This window comes from Anoxybacillus sp. P3H1B (assembly GCF_001560855.1).
Taxonomy (GTDB): Bacteria; Bacillota; Bacilli; order Bacillales; family Anoxybacillaceae; genus Anoxybacteroides; species Anoxybacteroides rupiense.
In genome coordinates this window covers 541,032-559,310 of record NZ_LPUG01000009.1, presented here as the reverse complement: position 1 = coordinate 559,310, position 18,279 = coordinate 541,032, and the positions used below count along the sequence as shown (strand labels likewise).

The window sequence follows — 18,279 nt, the reverse complement described above, 5'->3', positions numbered from 1 at the left end:
GCATGGTCGGCTGCCGAAAAGCGGGTGATGGGCTCTGTCGTCTATCTAAAATGCAGCTGAAAGATTGAACGAGCTCCATGGTAGGAAGGCAGGTCCACAGGCTTGCCTTTTTGTCACGCATTCGCGTGATGAAGATTGGAACAGCAAGACCTATTCGTGGGTTGGCCAAGCATTGTTGTTCGGATGCCCGACGGTGGAAAAAGCTCTAAGCTTTATATCGAGGTAAACCTATCAATATCAAGTTGCATGAATGCATACAGTGCATGATTGACAGGAATCGTGATAATCATTATCATTGAATATGTGGGAGGAGATCATTGGATGAAGGCGATGCGCTTATTTTTTTGTTTGTTATTGATATTCATTCTCAATTACATTCCGAACCATGTTTTGGCTTATTCATACGGTGATCCAAATCAAGAAAAAATAGCAGAGGCTTATAAACAAATGGCTGAAAAGCTGAATCAGGAGCCGCCAAACTTTTCTGAAGCCAAAACGATTTTTGAAACGGTGAAGGAAGAAATTGAGATGCATATGGGGGAGGAGCCAGTGGAAACGGTGCTGGCTGATATTAAGAAAAAAGATAAAGAAGCGACTATAAAAGATATGAAGAAAGTTCTTGTTTTAAATATTGCCCGCCGTCTTGAAAATATTGAGGAGAATTTTGACCAGTACGAAACAAGTAAACGATTATTAGCGAAAGCGTTTGCTACATATGAAGCCCTTTCTCCCGCTGTTCAATCGCAAGACGCTGAGCTTGATCAACGGTTGCGGGACGAGTTTAATAAAGCGCTGCAATCATTAGGAAATCCGGGATTGTTTGGCGTCGGTCAAAAACAATCGAATGTTGAGCAATTTAAAAAAAGCGAACAAACGATTTTGAGCTCGCTGCAAAAGCAGTTTGCATTGAAAAGCTTAAAAGTTGGGCATTTTTCAGAGAACGCCACTGAAAAAAAGGAAACGGCATCAAGTCAAAACGAATGGACAGATTTATCGAAGGTAAAAAACTGGCTTCCGCTTCTTGTATTAGTGGCGGCTATTGTTGCGGTTGTCATCTATGCCGTGCGCCGGAAACGAAACTGACCGTTTAGAAAGGAGAGCTGCTGATGGAGGTTCAAGCGCTGTTAATTACGTTTCGTGAAGTATTAGAGGCCCTGCTTATCGTCGGAATTATTACCTCTTATTTAAAGAGAGTGAATCATACGAAATATACGAAATATGTATGGCTGGGGGCCGGCTTGGCGGTGCTGGCAAGCGCTGGAGTGGCTCTTCTTTTTCAGGTCGTTTTTACCGGGTTTGCGGCAATGGGCAGCGAAATGTATTTAAAAGTTTCGATTATGCTTGTTTCGACCATCTTATTGACACAAATGGTGTTTTGGATGGCTGAGCATAGCCGCGACATGAAAAGAAATATGGAAGGAAAGATGGATCGCTTTATTACTACAGGAAATGTCATTGGGATGGTGATCCATTCGTTTTTAGTGGTGCTCCGTGAGGGGGTTGAAACGGTCTTTTTCTTTGCAGCCATCACAGGAGGAAATATCAGTGCCGCTATGCAAGGCTGGGGAGCCATTACTGGTGTGCTGCTTGCTGCGCTAGTAAGCTATTTCTTCTTTAAAGGAACGATGCGCATTCCGCTCAAAACCTTTTTTAAAGTCACAGGAGCTTTTATTCTATTGATTGCAGCCGGTCTGCTCGTTCAAGCGATTTCAATGCTGCAAGATTTAAATATTATTGGTAGCGTGATGCCTCATGTATATGATTTAACATGGCTGCTGCCTGAACATCCTATTGATTATGAGCACTATATTCGTGATCACGGGGTGCATCCGCTGCTTTCAGGGAACATCGGCGTCTTTTTAAAAGCGTTATTTGGCTATTCAGCGATGCCTTCTCTTGAAGAAATCGTTGCTTATATTGGTTATTTTGTCGTCATTTCTTTGCTCATTAATAGTCGACACGCAAAAAAGGGGGAACCAACAAGCGCTGATTCGCAAACGCTTGAACCCAAAACGAAGCAAATTATGTAAAAAGTACAGGACATAAAGGTCTTGTACTTTTTCATTTGTGAAGGTGAATGAGATGAAAAAATATTTTCTGGGAAATCATCGATATATGTCATATTTTGGTTTTTTAGCACTGGTTTTGCTGTTTGGAATTGAAATCTACTATGCAAGTCCATATGCTGCATCGTGGGACCAAGTGGATTTTGCCTTTGCTTTAGACCGCTATGATTTATTAGCGATGCAACCTCATTTTCCTGGCTATCCTTATTTTGTTTTGGGAGGAATGCTCGTTCATTCGTTTGTCGCTAATCCGGCAAAAGCTTTATCCGTTTTTAATGTGATGATGCTCGCGTCAGCTTCAGTGCCTATTTTTTTGCTGGCAACACAATATAGTTCAAAAGAAAAAGCATGGATTGTTACAGTGCTAGTGCAATCAGCTAGCTATGTCGTATTGATTTGTCTTCAGCCGATGTCGGACGGAGCGGCATTAGCGGTTTTATGGTGGTATCTATGGGCGATTGAGCGGGCCAAAACTAGGCTTTCTTGGCACGCTCAACTATTGTCTTTGTTTGTATTTAGTTTGCTGTTAGGCATCCGGCTTTCATACGCTCCTTTTGCCCTTGCTTTCGCTTTTGTATGGTATGAAGATTGGCGAAAATATCGAAGAATCTCCCGTTTATTGCTCTTTATTTGTTTTGCCGCCATTTTTCAATCCATTTGGATCATAGGGGTTGCTATGACAGAAGGAGGCTTGATGAGCTTTATTAAACTGGCTTTTTCGTTTACGAATGGGCATTTTCAGGAATGGGGAGGAACGGCCGCAACGGATCAGCAGTCGCTTTGGGAGCGAACAAGCTATTTTTTATTTCATAATATGGTTTGGATTGGTCTCTCTAGTCGTACTTTCGTCTTGTTGACAATATATATCGCGTTATTCGTTTGGGCGTTTTACTCTGTCCGACGCTTCTCTTTTCCGCGCTGGCTGCTTATTTGCATTTTTATGTATGGGATTTGGGCTTTGTTTGCTCAAAATATTGAGAAGCCGCGCCATGCTCTTCCCATTGTTCACTTTTTACTTTTTTATGGATGGCTTCGTTTTTTGGACAGAGGGATGCCGGCGTATAAGAAGCTGTTTGCTCTCGCTGTTCTTGTGATCCAGCTTGTTGTTGGCACATGGAACTTGCGTGAGCAAGCCTTACACTTGCCAGCCACCTATCAATTAGCATATGATTTACAACAGAGGAAGGAACGGTTTGTTTTGTACACATGGGAAGAAGCGAGGGTGCTCGAATACCTTCGTGTTACCTTTCCGTATGAACAAGCCTTGCATTTTTCATTTTTTTTACAACATCAAACGAACTATCCACATGCTAAAATTTATATAACGGATCATGTAGTGAAGGGATTCCAGTCACAAGGTGTATCGCTGACCGGACATTTGCGGAAAATCAAAACGTATGATTCAAGTAAGCTGGCGGATCCGGTATACGGCAAAATTACACTTTATGAATGGAAAGACTAAGCATTGGAGTGATTATGATGCATGATCACTTAAAAGAGAAGCTATCGGTTTTGCCAGAGCAGCCCGGCTGCTATTTAATGAAAGATAAAAATGGCACAGTGATTTATGTAGGAAAAGCGAAAGTATTAAAAAACCGTGTTCGTTCTTATTTTACTGGAACGCATGATGGAAAGACGCTGCGCCTTGTGAATGAAATAGCGGATTTTGAATATATTGTGACCTCATCAAATATTGAAGCGCTTATTTTAGAAATGAATTTAATCAAAAAATACGATCCAAAATATAATGTCATGCTCAAAGATGATAAAAGCTATCCATTTATTAAAATTACAGCTGAGGAGCATCCACGTCTCATTATTACAAGAAAGGTAAAAAAAGATCGCGGCAAATATTTTGGACCGTATCCGAACGTGCAGGCTGCAAATGAGACTAAAAAATTGCTCGATCGCATGTATCCGCTTCGCAAGTGCGCGTCCCTGCCGAACCGCGCCTGTCTTTATTATCATATGGGACAATGTCTCGCTCCGTGTATCTATTCGGTTTCGGAACAACAAAATAAAGAAATAGTGGAACAGATTGTCCGTTTTTTAAACGGGGGACACCAAGACATAAAAAAAGAATTGGTTGAAAAAATGAACAAAGCAGCAGAAGCCCTTGAATTTGAACGAGCTAAAGAATACCGTGATCAAATTGCGCATATTGAAGCGATGATGGAAAAACAGAAAATGACGATGAAGGATTTTGTTAACAGAGATGTGTTCGGCTACTCCTATGACAAAGGATGGATGTGCGTCCAAGTCTTTTTTATTCGTCAAGGAAAGCTAATCGAGCGGGATGTTTCGATCTTTCCGCTGCATCAAGATCCCGATGAAGAGCTGCTCACATTTTTAGGACAATTTTACTCCAAGGAGAATCATTTTAAGCCAAAAGAAGTAATCCTGCCGCTTGAGGTTGACGGAAGCTTGGCTGAGCAGTTGCTCCAGGTGCCTGTTATTCAGCCGAAAAGAGGAAAGAAAAAAGAGCTGGTCGATCTTGCGAGTAAAAATGCAGCGATCGCTTTAAAAGAGAAGTTTTATCTTATTGAACGCGATGAAGAACGAACGGTTAAAGCGGTTGAAAACTTAGGAGTTGCGTTGAACATTCCAACACCGCATCGAATCGAAGCGTTTGATAATTCTAATATCCATGGGGCTGATCCGGTTTCGGCGATGGTGGTGTTTATCGACGGCAAGCCTGAGAAAAAAGAATATCGCAAATATAAAATTAAAACTGTGAAGGGGCCAGATGATTATGAATCAATGCGCGAGGTTGTACGGCGGCGATATAGCCGTGCTTTAAAGGAACGCCTTCCTCTTCCGGATTTGATTTTAATTGATGGAGGAAAGGGACATCTGGCGGCTGTTCGCGATGTGTTAGAAAATGAGTTGGGCTTGGAAATTCCGCTTGCCGGTCTTGTAAAAGACGACAAGCATCGCACATCGGAATTAATCATGGGAGATCCACCACAAATCGTGCCATTGTCGCGAAACAGCCAAGAATTTTATTTGCTGCAGCGCATTCAGGATGAAGTCCATCGTTTTGCTATTACGTTTCATCGCCAGACGCGAGGAAAATCGTTATTTCAGTCCGCGCTTGACCACATTCCGGGAGTTGGAGAAAAGCGAAAAAAAGCGCTTCTTAAGCATTTTGGCTCTTTAAAAAATATAAAAGAAGCGACGATTGAGGAGCTGCAAAAAGCGGCGATTCCTCGCGCAGTTGCTGAAAAAATTTATGAAAAGCTGCGAGAATAGTATTGTCAATTGGAGAAAAAGCTGATACAATCACCTTAATTGCATATTTATACACTTCTAAGCACAGAAGTGAAGATAGAGGCGCGAACTTCAAGAGTAGGCATTTGGAGGAAAATGGGTTCCAAAGAAAAATGCCGAAAGGGGAGGCTCGCCGAAGTGGGGGAAGTCTCATTGCTTTTCCTGCTGGTCCTGCGTTTAAGAAATGTAGGACTGTCAAGATGACCCATCTTGGAGAGCTATCTCACTGTGTGGAGCGAATTCGTTTCTTTTCTTATTTCGTTATGCACAGCAATGAGAAGCCTCTCATTGCTGTTTTTTATTTGTTTCTATACCGGTATGGATGCTGAAATCAACATTTTAAGAACAAGGGATGAGAAAAATGGGAATGATTGTGCAAAAATTTGGCGGAACGTCTGTAGGATCTATTGAACGTATTCAGCATGTCGCTGATCGAGTAATGAGCGAGGTGCAAAAAGGACATCAAGTGGTCGTTGTCGTTTCAGCGATGGGAAAGACGACGAATCAGCTTGTGGATTTAGCCAAACAGCTAACGTCCCAACCTAGCAAGCGGGAGCTGGATATGCTTCTTTCGACAGGGGAGCAAGTGAGTATTGCCCTATTAGCGATGGCTTTGCAAGAAAAGGGGTATGCAGCTGTTTCTTTAACGGGCTGGCAAGCTGGAATCAAGACAGAGACTGTTCATGGCAATGCCCGCATTATAGATATCGACACAACGAGAATTCATCAATATTTGCAAGCAGGACAAATCGTCATTGTGGCTGGTTTTCAAGGAGTGACGGAAAAGGGAGATATCACGACTCTTGGTCGCGGCGGTTCTGACACGACAGCTGTAGCTTTAGCGGCCGCTCTACAAGCGGATAAGTGCGATATTTATACAGATGTGACAGGAGTGTTTACTACCGATCCGCGCTATGTAAAAGCAGCGAAAAAGCTAGAGGAAATTTCCTATGATGAGATGCTAGAGCTGGCCAATCTTGGAGCAGGAGTGCTTCATCCGCGGGCTGTAGAGTTTGCTAAAAATTATCAAGTATTGCTGGAAGTTCGTTCGAGTATGGAGGAAGAGAGCGGAACAACGGTAAAGGAGGATGTTTCAATGGAACAGCATTTAATTGTCAGAGGGATTGCTTTTGAAGATCAAGTAACAAAAGTGACGGTCCAAGGGCTCCCGCACGAGTTGCCTATGTTGCCAACCGTTTTTACAGCGTTAGCGAATCGCGGGATTAATGTCGATATTATTATTCAAAATACAACCAATAGCGGAGCAGCAGCTGTGTCGTTTTCCATTCGCACAGAGGATTTGCCTGAGACTTTGCAAGTGTTGGAATCATTCAAGGGAGCAAAGATAGAATATGAAAGCCAACTGGCCAAAGTATCGATTGTCGGCTCAGGAATGATCTCTAATCCAGGTGTAGCTGCACAAATGTTTCAAGTGTTAGCGGATAAAGGGATTGAAATAAAAATGGTCAGCACGTCCGAAATCAAAATTTCAACCGTCGTGTCTCAAGAAAATATGGTTGCAGCAGTAGAAGCGTTGCATACGGCGTTTCAATTGGATGAAAAAGCCGCCGTGCGTTCATAACCAGACAAGACCGTACTGCTGGAAATCATGGCAAGCGTTTTGAGAGCGAAGGTGCATTCAATCGTGCTGTGCCGACTGTTTTGACTAAAAAAGCAAGCAAATGCTTGCTTGCCTCAAGTGGTAGACAAAGTCAAAATCGACTTTGTCTACCACCATTTTATACGATTCTTCTATCATAGTGGTAGTTCTACATCAAACTGGCTTGAAGGCGCTTGGCAGACAAGAAACGCCAGCCGAGTGAAGACGCGAAGCGAACCCAAACGTTCATGAGCGACGAATGAGGCCCGTGACGCAGGATGAAGCGTTTGTTAACAGTCTAAGGCAAGCAAATACGTATACTTGCCTTTGTTCTTGTCGTGCATCGATAGGCTAATACAATTGAAAAGGTGCAGAAAATCTGTCTATTCAGCAATTTCGTGTTTACGGTCCCATTTCACAGTAAAAGTCACTTTTTGATCACGCTTTTTTTGCTGCTCATATGCTTCCGAGACGAAGCGTTTTTGCTGTTCAATCTGCTGTGCGAGAAAGCCGGCCTCAAGCTGAAATGAACAGTGAGCATTCATGGCGATCCGAGCGGATACCGCGGGCCCTGTCAGCTCGATTTCTAATTCATCTTGGCGTTCTTTGATGACAGCGAGCGTACCCCATCCTGCTTTTTCAAAAAATAAAATGATGTCATCGAATGTTTCTAAGGGGTAGCAGCGCGCTAAATGCTTTCCCGCCCAATATAAAATGCTGTCGGTTTCTTTGCCAAGCAAATCGGGAAGAAGGACTTCTCGAATTAGATGATATCCAAATAAAGGAATTTCAACGTGCTGTAATGCTTCATAGTGTTCCTGAAATGAATGTGTTTTCACATAATTCCCCTCTTTCTATCAAACATTATAGCCGAACAATGAGAAGAAATCAGTATTTTTCTTTCGATTTTTGCACAAATATTGTTTTAATTTTCAAACGATTGAACATTTTATGAACTCGTTTTCTTGACGCTACTACATTGTGGGAGTACAATGGATGTGACGCGTGATTAATGGAAATGGAAGCATTTACAGTTCTATTAATCATTTAGTTAGTGTGGATGGGGAGTGCATAAATCTTTTATTATCACTATTTAAAAAGGGGGTATACTATATGGCAGGAAATCGAGAATTTTTTTACCGCCGACTCCATTCATTACTAGGGGTTATTCCGGTTGGAATTTTCCTAGTCCAGCATTTAGTAGTGAACCACTTTGCGACTAAAGGTCCAGAATCATTTAACCGGGCAGCATCATTTATGGAACATTTACCGTTCCGCTATTTTTTAGAAATATTTATCATTTTTTTGCCTTTGCTGTTTCATGCTATTTATGGACTTTATATCGCTTTTACCGCTCAAAACAATGTGGGCAGATTTGGATATTTCCGAAATTGGATGTTCATGCTTCAACGGCTGACAGGAATCATTACGCTCATTTTTGTCACGTGGCACGTATGGCAAACACGTGTACAAGCTGCTTTTGGAGCTGATGTGAACTACGACATGATGGCCAACATTGTTGACAATCCTTTTATGCTTGCTTTTTATATTGTCGGTATTTTGTCAACGGTGTTCCATTTTTCGAATGGGCTATGGTCTTTCTGTGTAAGCTGGGGATTAACAGTTACTCCTCGTTCACAGCAAATTTTTACTTACGTGACGATGATCATCTTTGTAGCGCTTTCAATCGTTGGCATTCGTGCCATTTTAGCATTCGCTTAATCCACGACTAGCAATTTTTTAGGGAGTGAGTAACGATGAAAAAAGGAAAAATCATAGTAGTTGGCGGCGGTTTAGCCGGACTAATGGCCACCATTAAAATCGCAGAAGCGGGTGTGCCAGTGGAATTGTTTTCGCTTGTGCCAGTAAAGCGGTCTCACTCTGTTTGTGCTCAAGGTGGGATTAACGGTGCGGTGAATACAAAGGGTGAAGGAGATTCCCCGTGGGAACACTTCGACGATACGGTATATGGTGGTGACTTTTTGGCAAACCAACCACCAGTCAAAGCAATGTGTGAAGCAGCACCAGGCATTATTTATTTATTAGATCGTATGGGTGTTATGTTTAACCGTACACCTGAGGGATTGCTAGATTTCCGGCGCTTTGGTGGAACGCAGCATCACCGTACTGCATTTGCGGGGGCGACAACGGGTCAGCAGCTGCTTTATGCGCTTGATGAGCAAGTGCGCCGCCATGAAGTCGCTGGCTTGGTTACGAAGTATGAAGGCTGGGAGTTCCTTGGTGCGGTACTAGATGATGAGCAAATTTGCCGTGGGATTGTTGCGCAAAACTTAACGACGATGGAAATCCAATCATTTGCTGCTGATGCTGTGATTATGGCAACGGGTGGCCCAGGCATCATTTTCGGAAAATCCACCAACTCGATTATTAATACAGGTTCAGCTGCATCGATTGTTTACCAGCAAGGTGCCTATTATGCGAATGGAGAATTTATTCAAATCCATCCAACGGCGATCCCGGGTGATGATAAATTACGGCTTATGAGTGAATCGGCGCGCGGTGAAGGCGGTCGAGTCTGGACATATAAAGATGGTAAACCATGGTATTTCTTAGAGGAAAAATATCCAGCATACGGAAATCTAGTTCCGCGTGATATTGCGACTCGTGAAATATTCCATGTTTGTGTTGATTTGAAGCTTGGCATCAACGGCGAAAATATGGTGTACCTCGATCTTTCTCATAAAGATCCTAAGGAGCTCGATATTAAATTAGGTGGCATTATTGAGATTTATGAGAAATTCATGGGAGAAGATCCGCGTAAGGTGCCGATGAAAATCTTCCCAGCTGTGCACTACTCCATGGGGGGATTATGGGTTGACTATGATCAAATGACGAATATTAAAGGATTGTTTGCTGCTGGAGAGTGCGACTATTCTATGCATGGCGCCAACCGCTTGGGAGCTAACTCGCTCTTATCGGCGATTTATGGCGGAATGGTTGCAGGTCCGAAGGCCGTTGAATATATTAAGGGATTGGACAAGTCATCTGATGCGCTTCCTTCTTCTTTATATGAGCGATATGTAAAACAAGAAGAAGAACGTTGGAACAATATTTTATCGATGAATGGAACAGAAAATGCTTATGTGCTTCATAAAGAGCTTGGCGAATGGATGACCGATAATGTGACGATTGTTCGGTATAACGATAAACTTTTAAGAACGGATGAAAAAATTCAAGAGCTTATGGAGCGTTATAAAAATATTAATATTAGCGATACAGCTAAATGGAGTAATCAGGCGGCTTCATTTACTCGCCAGCTTCATAACATGCTTCAATTAGCGCGTGTGATTACACTTGGTGCATACAATCGAAACGAAAGCCGCGGCGCTCATTACAAACCGGAGTTTCCAGAGCGCAATGATGAAGAGTGGCTAAAAACAACAATGGCTCGCTTTACTCCAGATGGTCCAGCGTTCCATTATGAAGATGTGGATACATCACTAATTAAGCCTCGTAAACGTGACTATTCGAAAAAGAAAGAGGATGTGAAATCATGAGCGAGAAAAAAACGATTCGTCTCATTGTAACGCGACAAGATCGTCCGGATTCTGCGCCATACGAAGAGGAATTTGAGATTCCATACCGTCCCAATATGAACGTTATTTCCGCTCTCATGGAAATTCGCCGCAATCCGGTAAATGCTAAGGGAGAAAAAACAACTCCAGTCACATGGGATATGAACTGTTTAGAAGAAGTGTGCGGAGCTTGCTCCATGGTCATTAACGGAAAGCCGCGCCAATCCTGTACAGCTCTTATCGATAAGCTGGAGCAGCCAATCCGTTTAGAACCGATGCGTACATTCCCGGTTGTGCGCGACTTGCAAGTCGATCGCAGCCGGATGTTTGATTCCTTGAAAAAGGTAAAAGCATGGATTCCGATTGATGGAACCTATGATTTAGGTGCTGGTCCGCGCATGCCAGAACGAAAACGTCAATGGGCATATGAGCTTTCTAAATGCATGACTTGCGGCGTGTGCTTGGAAGCTTGCCCGAATGTGAACAGCAAATCAAACTTTATCGGTCCTGCACCCCTTTCACAAGTGCGTTTATTTAACGCTCATCCAACTGGTGCCATGCATAAAGAGGAACGTCTTAAAGCCATTATGGGGGATGGAGGGCTAGCGAACTGCGGTAACTCGCAAAACTGCGTGCAGTCTTGCCCGAAAGGCATTCCGCTCACCACCTCCATTGCAGCGTTAAACCGCGCTACAACTGTTCAAGCGTTTCGCAGCTTTTTCGGAAGCGACGAAGTGTAATAAAAATCCTCTTCATGGAGTTTTCCATGAAGAGGATTTTTTTTGAGAAAAAAGAGATTAAAAGAAAAAGCTGATTCTATAAACGGTTTGAAGATACTTGTCAATTGCTTAGGTTACGTCAACATATGGCCAAGTACCGAATAATAGGACACATCTATTTGTTAATAAGCGGTATTGTTCGCTTGCTCAATCATCGAAATCAGCTCAGCACTCGCTCATTTAGAGGGATGTTGACGCATCAAATGATGTCCATACAGGCTGCTGTTTCATCGCATTTTCTATAAATACCTATTTTTCTAGAAGTAATGTGAATTTTTGTCACCGTCACCCGTTATTCCACATACTATATGGTGAATAAATACCCATCCGGTAGTTCAGGTCTGGCTAAAGCAAGGAGGGTTATCTTAATTGAAGGACAAATCATTTCACTCAAAGCCATTGCTTACGAAAAGAGAAAGAGAAGTATTTGAATTATTAGTTCAAGATAAAACAACAAAAGAGATTGCTAGTGAGCTGTTTATTAGCGAAAAAACGGTTCGCAACCATATCTCAAACGCCATGCAAAAGCTTGGGGTAAAGGGGCGCTCCCAAGCGGTGATTGAGTTGCTTAGAATGGGAGAACTTGAACTATAGGTAACACCGGCTACCCTTAGCAACGAGGGAGCCGGTTTATTATTGTTGGCAAATTTTTTATTGATTATACGGAAAAGTGTAGTAAAATGTATATGGCTTGTTTTGCTTGCAATTTTATCAAGAAATATGAACAATATAAATGTGCATAAATCTTATAGGGGAGATTGTATGCCAGTTGAAATGGATGAAAAGGCTATTGCTGAGCTAGAAAAATCGCTCCGTTATATTGCGGCGATTTTAAAACGAAAAGGAAGAGAAGTTTTAGTTCGATATCCAATTACAAGACAGCAATTTATTGCCTTGCAGCTGCTTTTCGAAGAAGGAGATATGACCATCGGCGAGCTATCGAATAAAATGGAGCTAGCCTGCAGCACAACAACCGATTTAATTGATCGAATGGAAAAAAACAAGCTAGTAACAAGAGTGAAAGATCAAAAGGATCGCAGAGTGGTGCGCATTCATCTCCTTCATGAAGGCGAACGCATTATTCGAGAAGTCATCAAAAAACGTCAGCATGATTTGGCGTTAGTGCTGGAAAATTTTTCAGCAGAGGAAGTTGCTCTTTTAGAAGAAAGCTTAAAAAAATTGCATCAAGAAATGAAAAAAGAATGAGGCGAATCACTTGGAAAGATCAATAGGAGTTATCGATTCAGGAGTTGGAGGACTAACGGTCGCAAAGGAAATTATGCGGCAGTTGCCAAAAGAACGAATTATTTATCTAGGAGATACAGCAAGGTGTCCATACGGTCCTCGACCGGAAGAGGAAATTCGTCGATTCACTTGGGAAATGACGAATTATTTGCTGCAATATGATATTAAAATGCTTGTCATTGCATGTAACACGGCGACAGCCGTTGTGCTTGAAGAAATTCGCAACGAATTGAATATCCCGGTGTTAGGAGTGGTGCATCCGGGGGCGCGTGCAGCGTTAAAAATGACAAAGAACGAGCAAATCGGTGTGATCGGCACAATAGGAACAGTGAAAAGCCGCGCATATGAAAAGGCGTTGAAGTCCATTAATCACCGTGTTCATGTAGAAAGCTTGGCTTGTCCAAAATTTGTTCCACTTGTTGAAAGCGGGATTTTCGAAGGAGAAGAAGCGAAGCAGATTGTGGCTGAATCGCTTAAGCCTTTGAAATCAAGCGGAATCGATGTATTGATTTTAGGATGCACGCACTATCCGCTGTTAAGTCCGCTTATTCACGAATATATGGGGAAAAAAGTGAAGCTGATTTGTTCGGGCGATGAGACGGCTCGTGAAGTGAGCACGATTTTACATCATAGCGAGTTGTTGCAGACAGGAGAAAAAATAGCCGATCACCTCTTTTTGACAACTGGTCCGAAGGAAATGTTCCAAAAAATTGCATCACGATTGTTTGGACAGCCTGTTGATAATATCCAAACGATTGAATTATAAAAAAATCCTTCAGCGGTAAGCTGAAGGATTTTTTTATTCTATTTTTTTAAGCGGCTCGTATACATAATAGTACAAACCACTGTTAGGAGGGACTATGTGATGTTGAATCGGCGAACGTATAAACTTGCTGCACCGGTTATAGCTTCCATGATTTTGTTAAGCGGATGCGGATTATTTGGAAAGGATCAAGCAGTAAAAGAAATTGATCCACCGCAGGATGTCAGCTACTTGAAAAACGGGGAGTCGCTGCAACAGCCAAAAGAGAAAGCGAACGGAACGGCAAAAGAATCACAGGCAACAGAAACAGTCAAACGCGAGCTTTATTTAATTGATAAAAATGGTTTCGTTGTGCCTCAGACCCTTTCATTGCCTAAAACAGATGCCGTTGCGAAACAGGCCCTTGAGTATTTAGTACAAGGAGGACCTATAGAAGATATGCTGCCGAATGGGTTTCGAGCAGTATTGCCAGCTGACACCCGCGTATTAAGCGTTAATTTGCAAAAAGATGGAACGATTGTAGCTGATTTTTCGCCAGAATTTGCTCATTATAAGGCAGAAGATGAAAAGAAAATTTTGCAAGCTATTACATGGACATTAACGCAATTTGATAATGTTAAAAAGGTGAAAATACGTATTAATGGACACGATCAAACAGTTATGCCGGTGGATGGAACACCGATTCAAGATGGGGTCAGCCGCGAAGATGGCATCAATATCGATACAAGCAATGTTGTCGATATTACGAACACTCGCCCGATCGTCGTCTATTTTGTAGAGCAGCAAGGGGAGCAGACATACTACGTGCCAGTGACACGACGCATCTCCAACGAGCAAAAGGATGATATTGCCGCAGCCGTTAATGAATTGATCAAAGGTCCGAAATATGGCAGCGGACTGGTCAGTGACTTCCAGCCAGATGTTCAGCTTATTGACAAGCCAGTTTATAAAGATGGCAAAGTGACGCTAAACTTTAACGACGCGATTTATGGAAGCAATAAAAAACATGTGATTTCTGAAGCTGTGCTGAACTCTCTTGTTCTATCATTAACAGAACAAAAAGGAATTGAAAGTGTGTCCATCACAGTGAATGGAAAAGCTGATCTTGTTAAAGAAGATGGAAAAGCACTTTCAGAACCAGTAACAAGACCAGAAAATGTGAACACCGGTAGTTTTTAATGTTATAATATGGTATAAAAAGAGGTAGGTCATATACTACCTCTTTACTATTTTATTTTTGGTACTTTTAAGGGGGCTTTTTTCATGAGAGGCGATGGAAGAGAAAGCTTGCAACTTCGACCAGTACATATTGAAACAAACTTTATTAAACATGCGGAGGGCTCTGTGTTAATTGCTGTCGGCGATACAAAGGTGATTTGTACAGCCAGCATCGATGATAAGGTTCCGCCGTTTATGAGAGGCGGCGGAAAAGGATGGATTACAGCGGAATATGCGATGCTGCCGCGAGCAACTGAACAGCGCAATATTCGAGAATCCAGCAAGGGAAAATTATCGGGCAGAACAATGGAAATTCAACGTCTGATTGGCAGAGCGCTTCGTTCGGTTGTCGATTTAGACAAAATGGGGGAAAAAACGATTTGGATTGACTGTGACGTGATCCAGGCCGATGGAGGAACAAGAACAGCCGCAATAACAGGCGCCTTTGTTGCGATGGTGCTCGCTTTTGCGAAATTACTTGAAGAAAATAAAGTGGCTGAATTTCCTGTGCGTGATTTTCTTGCGGCGACATCTGTGGGGATTGATCCGCAGCATGGTATCATTCTTGACTTGAACTATGCGGAGGATTCGCAGGCCAATGTTGATATGAACGTCGTGATGACCGGTTCCGGGCGTTTCGTAGAAATTCAAGGAACGGGAGAGGAAGCGACATTTTCTCGAGCCGAGCTCCAAGAGATGCTAGAAGCAGCGGAATTAGGAATTCGCCAATTAATTGAGATTCAGAAGAACGTGCTAGGAACACTAGCAGAAAAAATTCAATATGATGCAGAGGAACGTGTGAAGAAATGATAAAACAAGTGATTATTGCAACAAAAAACACTGGAAAAGCAAGAGAATTTGAAGCATTATTCAATGAAAAAGGAATGCAGGTTAAAACGTTATTAGATTTTCCTAATTGTCCAGATGTCGAGGAAACGGGAGATACATTTGCAGAAAACGCGCGATTAAAAGCTGAAGCAATGGCCGCGTACTTTCAGCAAATGGTGATTGCTGACGATTCGGGCCTGTCCATTGATGCTCTCGACGGCAGGCCTGGTGTTTACTCGGCGCGTTATGCCGGCGAAGAAAAAGATGATCAAGCGAATATAGCAAAAGTATTAAAAGAATTAAAAGGAGTTCCATTTGAACAGAGAACAGCGCGTTTTCATTGCACATTGGCGATTGCGATTCCTGGAAGGCCGACGGCGATTGTCGAAGGAACATGTGAAGGCTATATCGCAGAAGAGCCAAAAGGTGAGAACGGATTTGGCTATGATCCGATTTTTTATGTTCCTGAAAAAAATAAAACAATGGCCGAATTGCCAAAGGAAGTAAAAAATAAAATAAGCCACCGCGCTGATGCGCTGGCTAAATTAAATGAAAAATGGGATACCATCATAAGCGGGGAGTAACAAAATGAGAGTGCTCATTGTCAGTGACAGTCATGGAATGACGAAAGAGCTAACAGAGATCAAACAGCGCCACGCTAACCAAGTGGATGCGTTCATTCATTGCGGGGATTCTGAATTGCCGAGCGACTGTGCCGAATTGCAAGAATTTCGTTCGGTTGCTGGCAATTGTGATTTCGACAAAGGCTTTCCAAAAGAAAGAAGCGAAGAAATTCACGGCGTGCGATTTTTTATTACGCATGGTCATCTATATAATGTCAAAATGACGCTGATGAATCTTTATTACCGCGCTCAAGAAGCGAATGCTCAAGTGGTCTGCTTTGGCCATTCGCATATTGCTGGAGCGGAGATGGTCAACAATCTTTTGTTTATTAATCCGGGAAGCCTTCTTTTGCCGAGGATGCGAAAGGAGAAAACATATGCATTGCTTGAAATTAAGAATGGACAAGCAACCGTTCAATTTTATGACGTGAACGGTCAAGAAGTGCCTTCCTTGGCTCAATCATTCATTCTTTGAGCGGGAAACCATTCCCGCTCTTTTTTATATTATTGACTTTATCCACTCCCTTTCGTATAATAAAAAATGGCTTTAAGAGTCGCCAAATCGGCACCTTGTTTGTTGTGTGGATTGGCTTTCTAGGGCTGAATAAGGTGAAAGAAAAGACGAGGCGAACAGAGAACATGCGGGCGCTGCTATGGTAGCAAAGCAGACGCAAATTGTAGACTTATTAATTTCATATACGATGTCCCAGTAGCTCAGTTGGATAGAGCAGCGGCCTTCTAAGCCGTCGGTCGGGAGTTCGAGTCTCTCCTGGGACGCTAAGAAAAAGCCTTTGCATATGCAAGGGCTTTTTCTTAATTTGCCGGCCTATCACGCTTGAATGGTGGCTATGGAATCTTGTAAATAATAAAACGCTCAGCCTCCTCTGTAAGTATAGCTTATGAGTAAGCCTCTGAAACATAAGTAGAAGGTGTCTAGCCTCTCCCACCGTTGTTTTTTAGAAAATCCACATGTATGTATCCCATGATCGAAGACTGTGAAAATAGGACTTAAGGAATGGACAGAAAACTGTTTCTGCACTTCAATAACAAAATTGGAATATTATCCTCTTACTCCATAAAAAAGAACTAAAAACCCGTTTTTGCCATGAATTTTAAAAAAATTTTCCTTCTTTCTATTGCTTGGTACAATCATAATGTAAGCGTATTCAAATATTCGAACGAATCTAAATATTCAAAAAATAGTATTGACTCTTCCTTATTTTGCCCTTATTATAATTTTCAAATAAATTAATCGAATAAAAAAATAAGACGCTTACAAGATGGCGCACTTACCAAGGGAAGAGGGGAAAAACATTGAGTGAACAATGGATTTTTTTAAACGGCGAGTTTGTTACGAAAGAAAATGCAAAGGTTTCCGTATACGACCATGGTTTTCTGTACGGGGATGGCGTGTTTGAGGGAATACGCGTCTATAGCGGAAACGTCTTTCGCCTCCAAGAACATATTGATCGTTTGTATAACTCGGCCAAATCCATTTTATTAACTATTCCTTACACAAAAGAAGAACTAACGGATTTAATTGTTCAATCGGTTCAAAAAAACCAATTTCAAGATGCATATATTCGAGTGGTTGTTTCGCGGGGGGTCGGAGATTTAGGTCTTGATCCGTATAAATGTCAAAATCCGCAAGTCGTCATTATCGTGGAGCCGTTGGCTATCTTTCCAAAACATTTATATGAAACGGGAATCGAAGTGGTGACAGTGGCGACAAGAAGAAATCGCCCAGATGTGCTAAGTCCAAAAGTAAAATCATTGAACTATTTAAATAACGTTCTCGTTCGAATTGAAGCTCATTTAGCCAATGTCAGCGAAGCGTTAATGTTAAACGATCAAGGCTATGTAGCTGAAGGATCAGCGGATAATGTGTTTATTGTGAAAAATGGTGTTTTGTATACACCGCCGGGATATGTAGGCGCTCTTGAAGGAATTACAAGAGAGGCGATTATCGATATGGCTAGAGAGCTTGGCTATGTCGTTAAAGAAGAACCGTTCACTCGCCATGATGTTTATACTGCTGATGAAGTATTTTTAACAGGAACGGCGGCGGAAGTGATTGCCGTTGTAAAAGTGGATGGCCGGACCATCGGTGAAGGGGTTCCGGGAGTTCATACGAAAAGGCTGCTTGAAGCCTTTAGACAAAAGGTAGTAGCTGAAGGTGTCAAAGTATATCACACAAATGTGAATGCGGGTTAATTGTAAATGAACCATGACAATTAAACGACATGAAAGCGTTGAAGAGGATAAGTAGTCAACGGAAAAAAGCATCTACAGAGAGCCGGGGGAGCTGAAAACCGGTGATGCTGCCGCTTGATGAACTCACCTCTGAGCGC

At 42.3% G+C, this 18,279-nt stretch carries 17 protein-coding genes, 1 tRNA gene, 1 riboswitch and 1 other annotated feature (1 of these 20 cut by a window edge); of the genes, 17 read left to right on the top strand and 1 reads right to left on the bottom strand.

From position 1 onward, the window contains the following. Window positions 1-321: 321 nt before the first annotated feature. The 5 genes from AT864_RS03055 (at window position 322) to AT864_RS03030 (ending at window position 6,918) form a co-directional block, all read left to right on the top strand. Window positions 322-1,083, top strand: a complete 762-nt coding sequence (locus tag AT864_RS03055) for a hypothetical protein (protein ID WP_066146312.1) — start codon at window positions 322-324, stop codon at window positions 1,081-1,083. Window positions 1,084-1,106: 23 nt separating this feature from the next. Further along, a complete protein-coding gene (locus AT864_RS03050; RefSeq protein ID WP_044742972.1) occupies window positions 1,107-2,030 on the top strand; it encodes an FTR1 family protein in 924 nt (307 codons plus the stop codon). Between the two features lie 52 nt (window positions 2,031-2,082). Then, window positions 2,083-3,528 (top strand): nucleoporin-interacting protein, encoded by a 1,446-nt coding sequence (locus tag AT864_RS03045; RefSeq protein ID WP_082741626.1) that lies wholly within the window; start codon window positions 2,083-2,085, stop codon window positions 3,526-3,528. Window positions 3,529-3,545: 17 nt separating this feature from the next. Continuing rightward, entirely contained in the window at window positions 3,546-5,318 is a 1,773-nt protein-coding gene (gene uvrC / locus AT864_RS03040; protein ID WP_044742971.1) for an excinuclease ABC subunit UvrC, read from the top strand. Between the two features lie 68 nt (window positions 5,319-5,386). After that, a riboswitch (Lysine riboswitch) is annotated at window positions 5,387-5,565 on the top strand. Between the two features lie 132 nt (window positions 5,566-5,697). Beyond that, entirely contained in the window at window positions 5,698-6,918 is a 1,221-nt protein-coding gene (locus tag AT864_RS03030; RefSeq protein WP_066146307.1) for an aspartate kinase, read from the top strand. A 401-nt stretch (window positions 6,919-7,319) separates the two neighbouring features. On the opposite strand, the gene AT864_RS03025 is transcribed toward AT864_RS03030, so the two are convergent. Next, complete coding sequence (locus AT864_RS03025) at window positions 7,320-7,775, bottom strand: YslB family protein (RefSeq protein ID WP_044742968.1); 456 nt, start codon at window positions 7,773-7,775, stop codon at window positions 7,320-7,322. A 274-nt stretch (window positions 7,776-8,049) separates the two neighbouring features. Here AT864_RS03025 and AT864_RS03020 point away from each other — a divergent pair, with 274 nt between their 5' ends. The 12 genes from AT864_RS03020 to ilvE all read left to right on the top strand — a co-directional run bounded on the left by AT864_RS03020 (window position 8,050) and on the right by ilvE (window position 18,142). Next, complete coding sequence (locus AT864_RS03020; protein WP_044742967.1) at window positions 8,050-8,658, top strand: succinate dehydrogenase cytochrome b558 subunit; 609 nt, start codon at window positions 8,050-8,052, stop codon at window positions 8,656-8,658. A gap of 35 nt (window positions 8,659-8,693) precedes the next feature. After that, the gene (gene sdhA / locus AT864_RS03015) at window positions 8,694-10,454 is read left to right on the top strand and encodes a succinate dehydrogenase flavoprotein subunit (RefSeq protein ID WP_044742966.1); all 1,761 of its coding nucleotides are present in this window, start codon (window positions 8,694-8,696) and stop codon (window positions 10,452-10,454) included. Next, complete coding sequence (gene sdhB, locus AT864_RS03010; protein ID WP_066146305.1) at window positions 10,451-11,212, top strand: succinate dehydrogenase iron-sulfur subunit; 762 nt, start codon at window positions 10,451-10,453, stop codon at window positions 11,210-11,212. The genes sdhA and sdhB overlap by 4 nt, the downstream gene beginning before the upstream one ends. A 408-nt stretch (window positions 11,213-11,620) precedes the next feature. Then, window positions 11,621-11,845 (top strand): spore germination transcription factor GerE, encoded by a 225-nt coding sequence (gene gerE / locus AT864_RS03005; RefSeq protein WP_044742964.1) that lies wholly within the window; start codon window positions 11,621-11,623, stop codon window positions 11,843-11,845. A 168-nt stretch (window positions 11,846-12,013) separates the two neighbouring features. Next, complete coding sequence (locus AT864_RS03000; RefSeq protein ID WP_066146302.1) at window positions 12,014-12,457, top strand: MarR family winged helix-turn-helix transcriptional regulator; 444 nt, start codon at window positions 12,014-12,016, stop codon at window positions 12,455-12,457. A 10-nt stretch (window positions 12,458-12,467) separates the two neighbouring features. Continuing rightward, window positions 12,468-13,262, top strand: coding sequence for a glutamate racemase (racE, locus tag AT864_RS02995; protein ID WP_066146297.1), 795 nt, complete (start codon window positions 12,468-12,470; stop codon window positions 13,260-13,262). Between the two features lie 99 nt (window positions 13,263-13,361). Continuing rightward, a complete protein-coding gene (locus AT864_RS02990; RefSeq protein ID WP_066146294.1) occupies window positions 13,362-14,438 on the top strand; it encodes a GerMN domain-containing protein in 1,077 nt (358 codons plus the stop codon). Window positions 14,439-14,522: 84 nt separating this feature from the next. Then, window positions 14,523-15,287 carry a ribonuclease PH gene (gene rph / locus AT864_RS02985; RefSeq protein ID WP_066146291.1) on the top strand — a complete coding sequence of 255 codons (765 nt, stop codon included), beginning with the start codon at window positions 14,523-14,525 and terminating at the stop codon, window positions 15,285-15,287. After that, window positions 15,287-15,889, top strand: a complete 603-nt coding sequence (locus AT864_RS02980) for an XTP/dITP diphosphatase (RefSeq protein ID WP_066146567.1) — start codon at window positions 15,287-15,289, stop codon at window positions 15,887-15,889. The genes rph and AT864_RS02980 overlap by 1 nt, the downstream gene beginning before the upstream one ends. 4 nt (window positions 15,890-15,893) lie before the next feature. Next, the gene (locus AT864_RS02975; RefSeq protein WP_044742959.1) at window positions 15,894-16,403 is read left to right on the top strand and encodes a metallophosphoesterase family protein; all 510 of its coding nucleotides are present in this window, start codon (window positions 15,894-15,896) and stop codon (window positions 16,401-16,403) included. A gap of 228 nt (window positions 16,404-16,631) precedes the next feature. Next, window positions 16,632-16,705, top strand: a tRNA-Arg gene (locus tag AT864_RS02970). A gap of 537 nt (window positions 16,706-17,242) precedes the next feature. Continuing rightward, entirely contained in the window at window positions 17,243-18,142 is a 900-nt protein-coding gene (gene ilvE / locus AT864_RS02965) for a branched-chain-amino-acid transaminase (RefSeq protein WP_044742958.1), read from the top strand. 29 nt (window positions 18,143-18,171) lie between these two features. Then, window positions 18,172-18,279, top strand: a binding site (T-box leader); it runs 158 nt beyond the window's last position.

Coding starts and splice junctions, on each gene's coding strand:
- uvrC (WP_044742971.1), top strand. CDS start 3,546: ATGCATGATCACTTAAAAGAGAAGCTATCGGTTTTGCCAGAGCAGCCC.
- AT864_RS02990 (WP_066146294.1), top strand. CDS start 13,362: ATGTTGAATCGGCGAACGTATAAACTTGCTGCACCGGTTATAGCTTCC.
- AT864_RS02975 (WP_044742959.1), top strand. CDS start 15,894: ATGAGAGTGCTCATTGTCAGTGACAGTCATGGAATGACGAAAGAGCTA.
- AT864_RS03000 (WP_066146302.1), top strand. CDS start 12,014: ATGCCAGTTGAAATGGATGAAAAGGCTATTGCTGAGCTAGAAAAATCG.
- AT864_RS03045 (WP_082741626.1), top strand. CDS start 2,083: ATGAAAAAATATTTTCTGGGAAATCATCGATATATGTCATATTTTGGT.
- AT864_RS03050 (WP_044742972.1), top strand. CDS start 1,107: ATGGAGGTTCAAGCGCTGTTAATTACGTTTCGTGAAGTATTAGAGGCC.
- sdhB (WP_066146305.1), top strand. CDS start 10,451: ATGAGCGAGAAAAAAACGATTCGTCTCATTGTAACGCGACAAGATCGT.
- rph (WP_066146291.1), top strand. CDS start 14,523: ATGAGAGGCGATGGAAGAGAAAGCTTGCAACTTCGACCAGTACATATT.
- AT864_RS03055 (WP_066146312.1), top strand. CDS start 322: ATGAAGGCGATGCGCTTATTTTTTTGTTTGTTATTGATATTCATTCTC.
- AT864_RS03030 (WP_066146307.1), top strand. CDS start 5,698: ATGGGAATGATTGTGCAAAAATTTGGCGGAACGTCTGTAGGATCTATT.
- AT864_RS03020 (WP_044742967.1), top strand. CDS start 8,050: ATGGCAGGAAATCGAGAATTTTTTTACCGCCGACTCCATTCATTACTA.
- sdhA (WP_044742966.1), top strand. CDS start 8,694: ATGAAAAAAGGAAAAATCATAGTAGTTGGCGGCGGTTTAGCCGGACTA.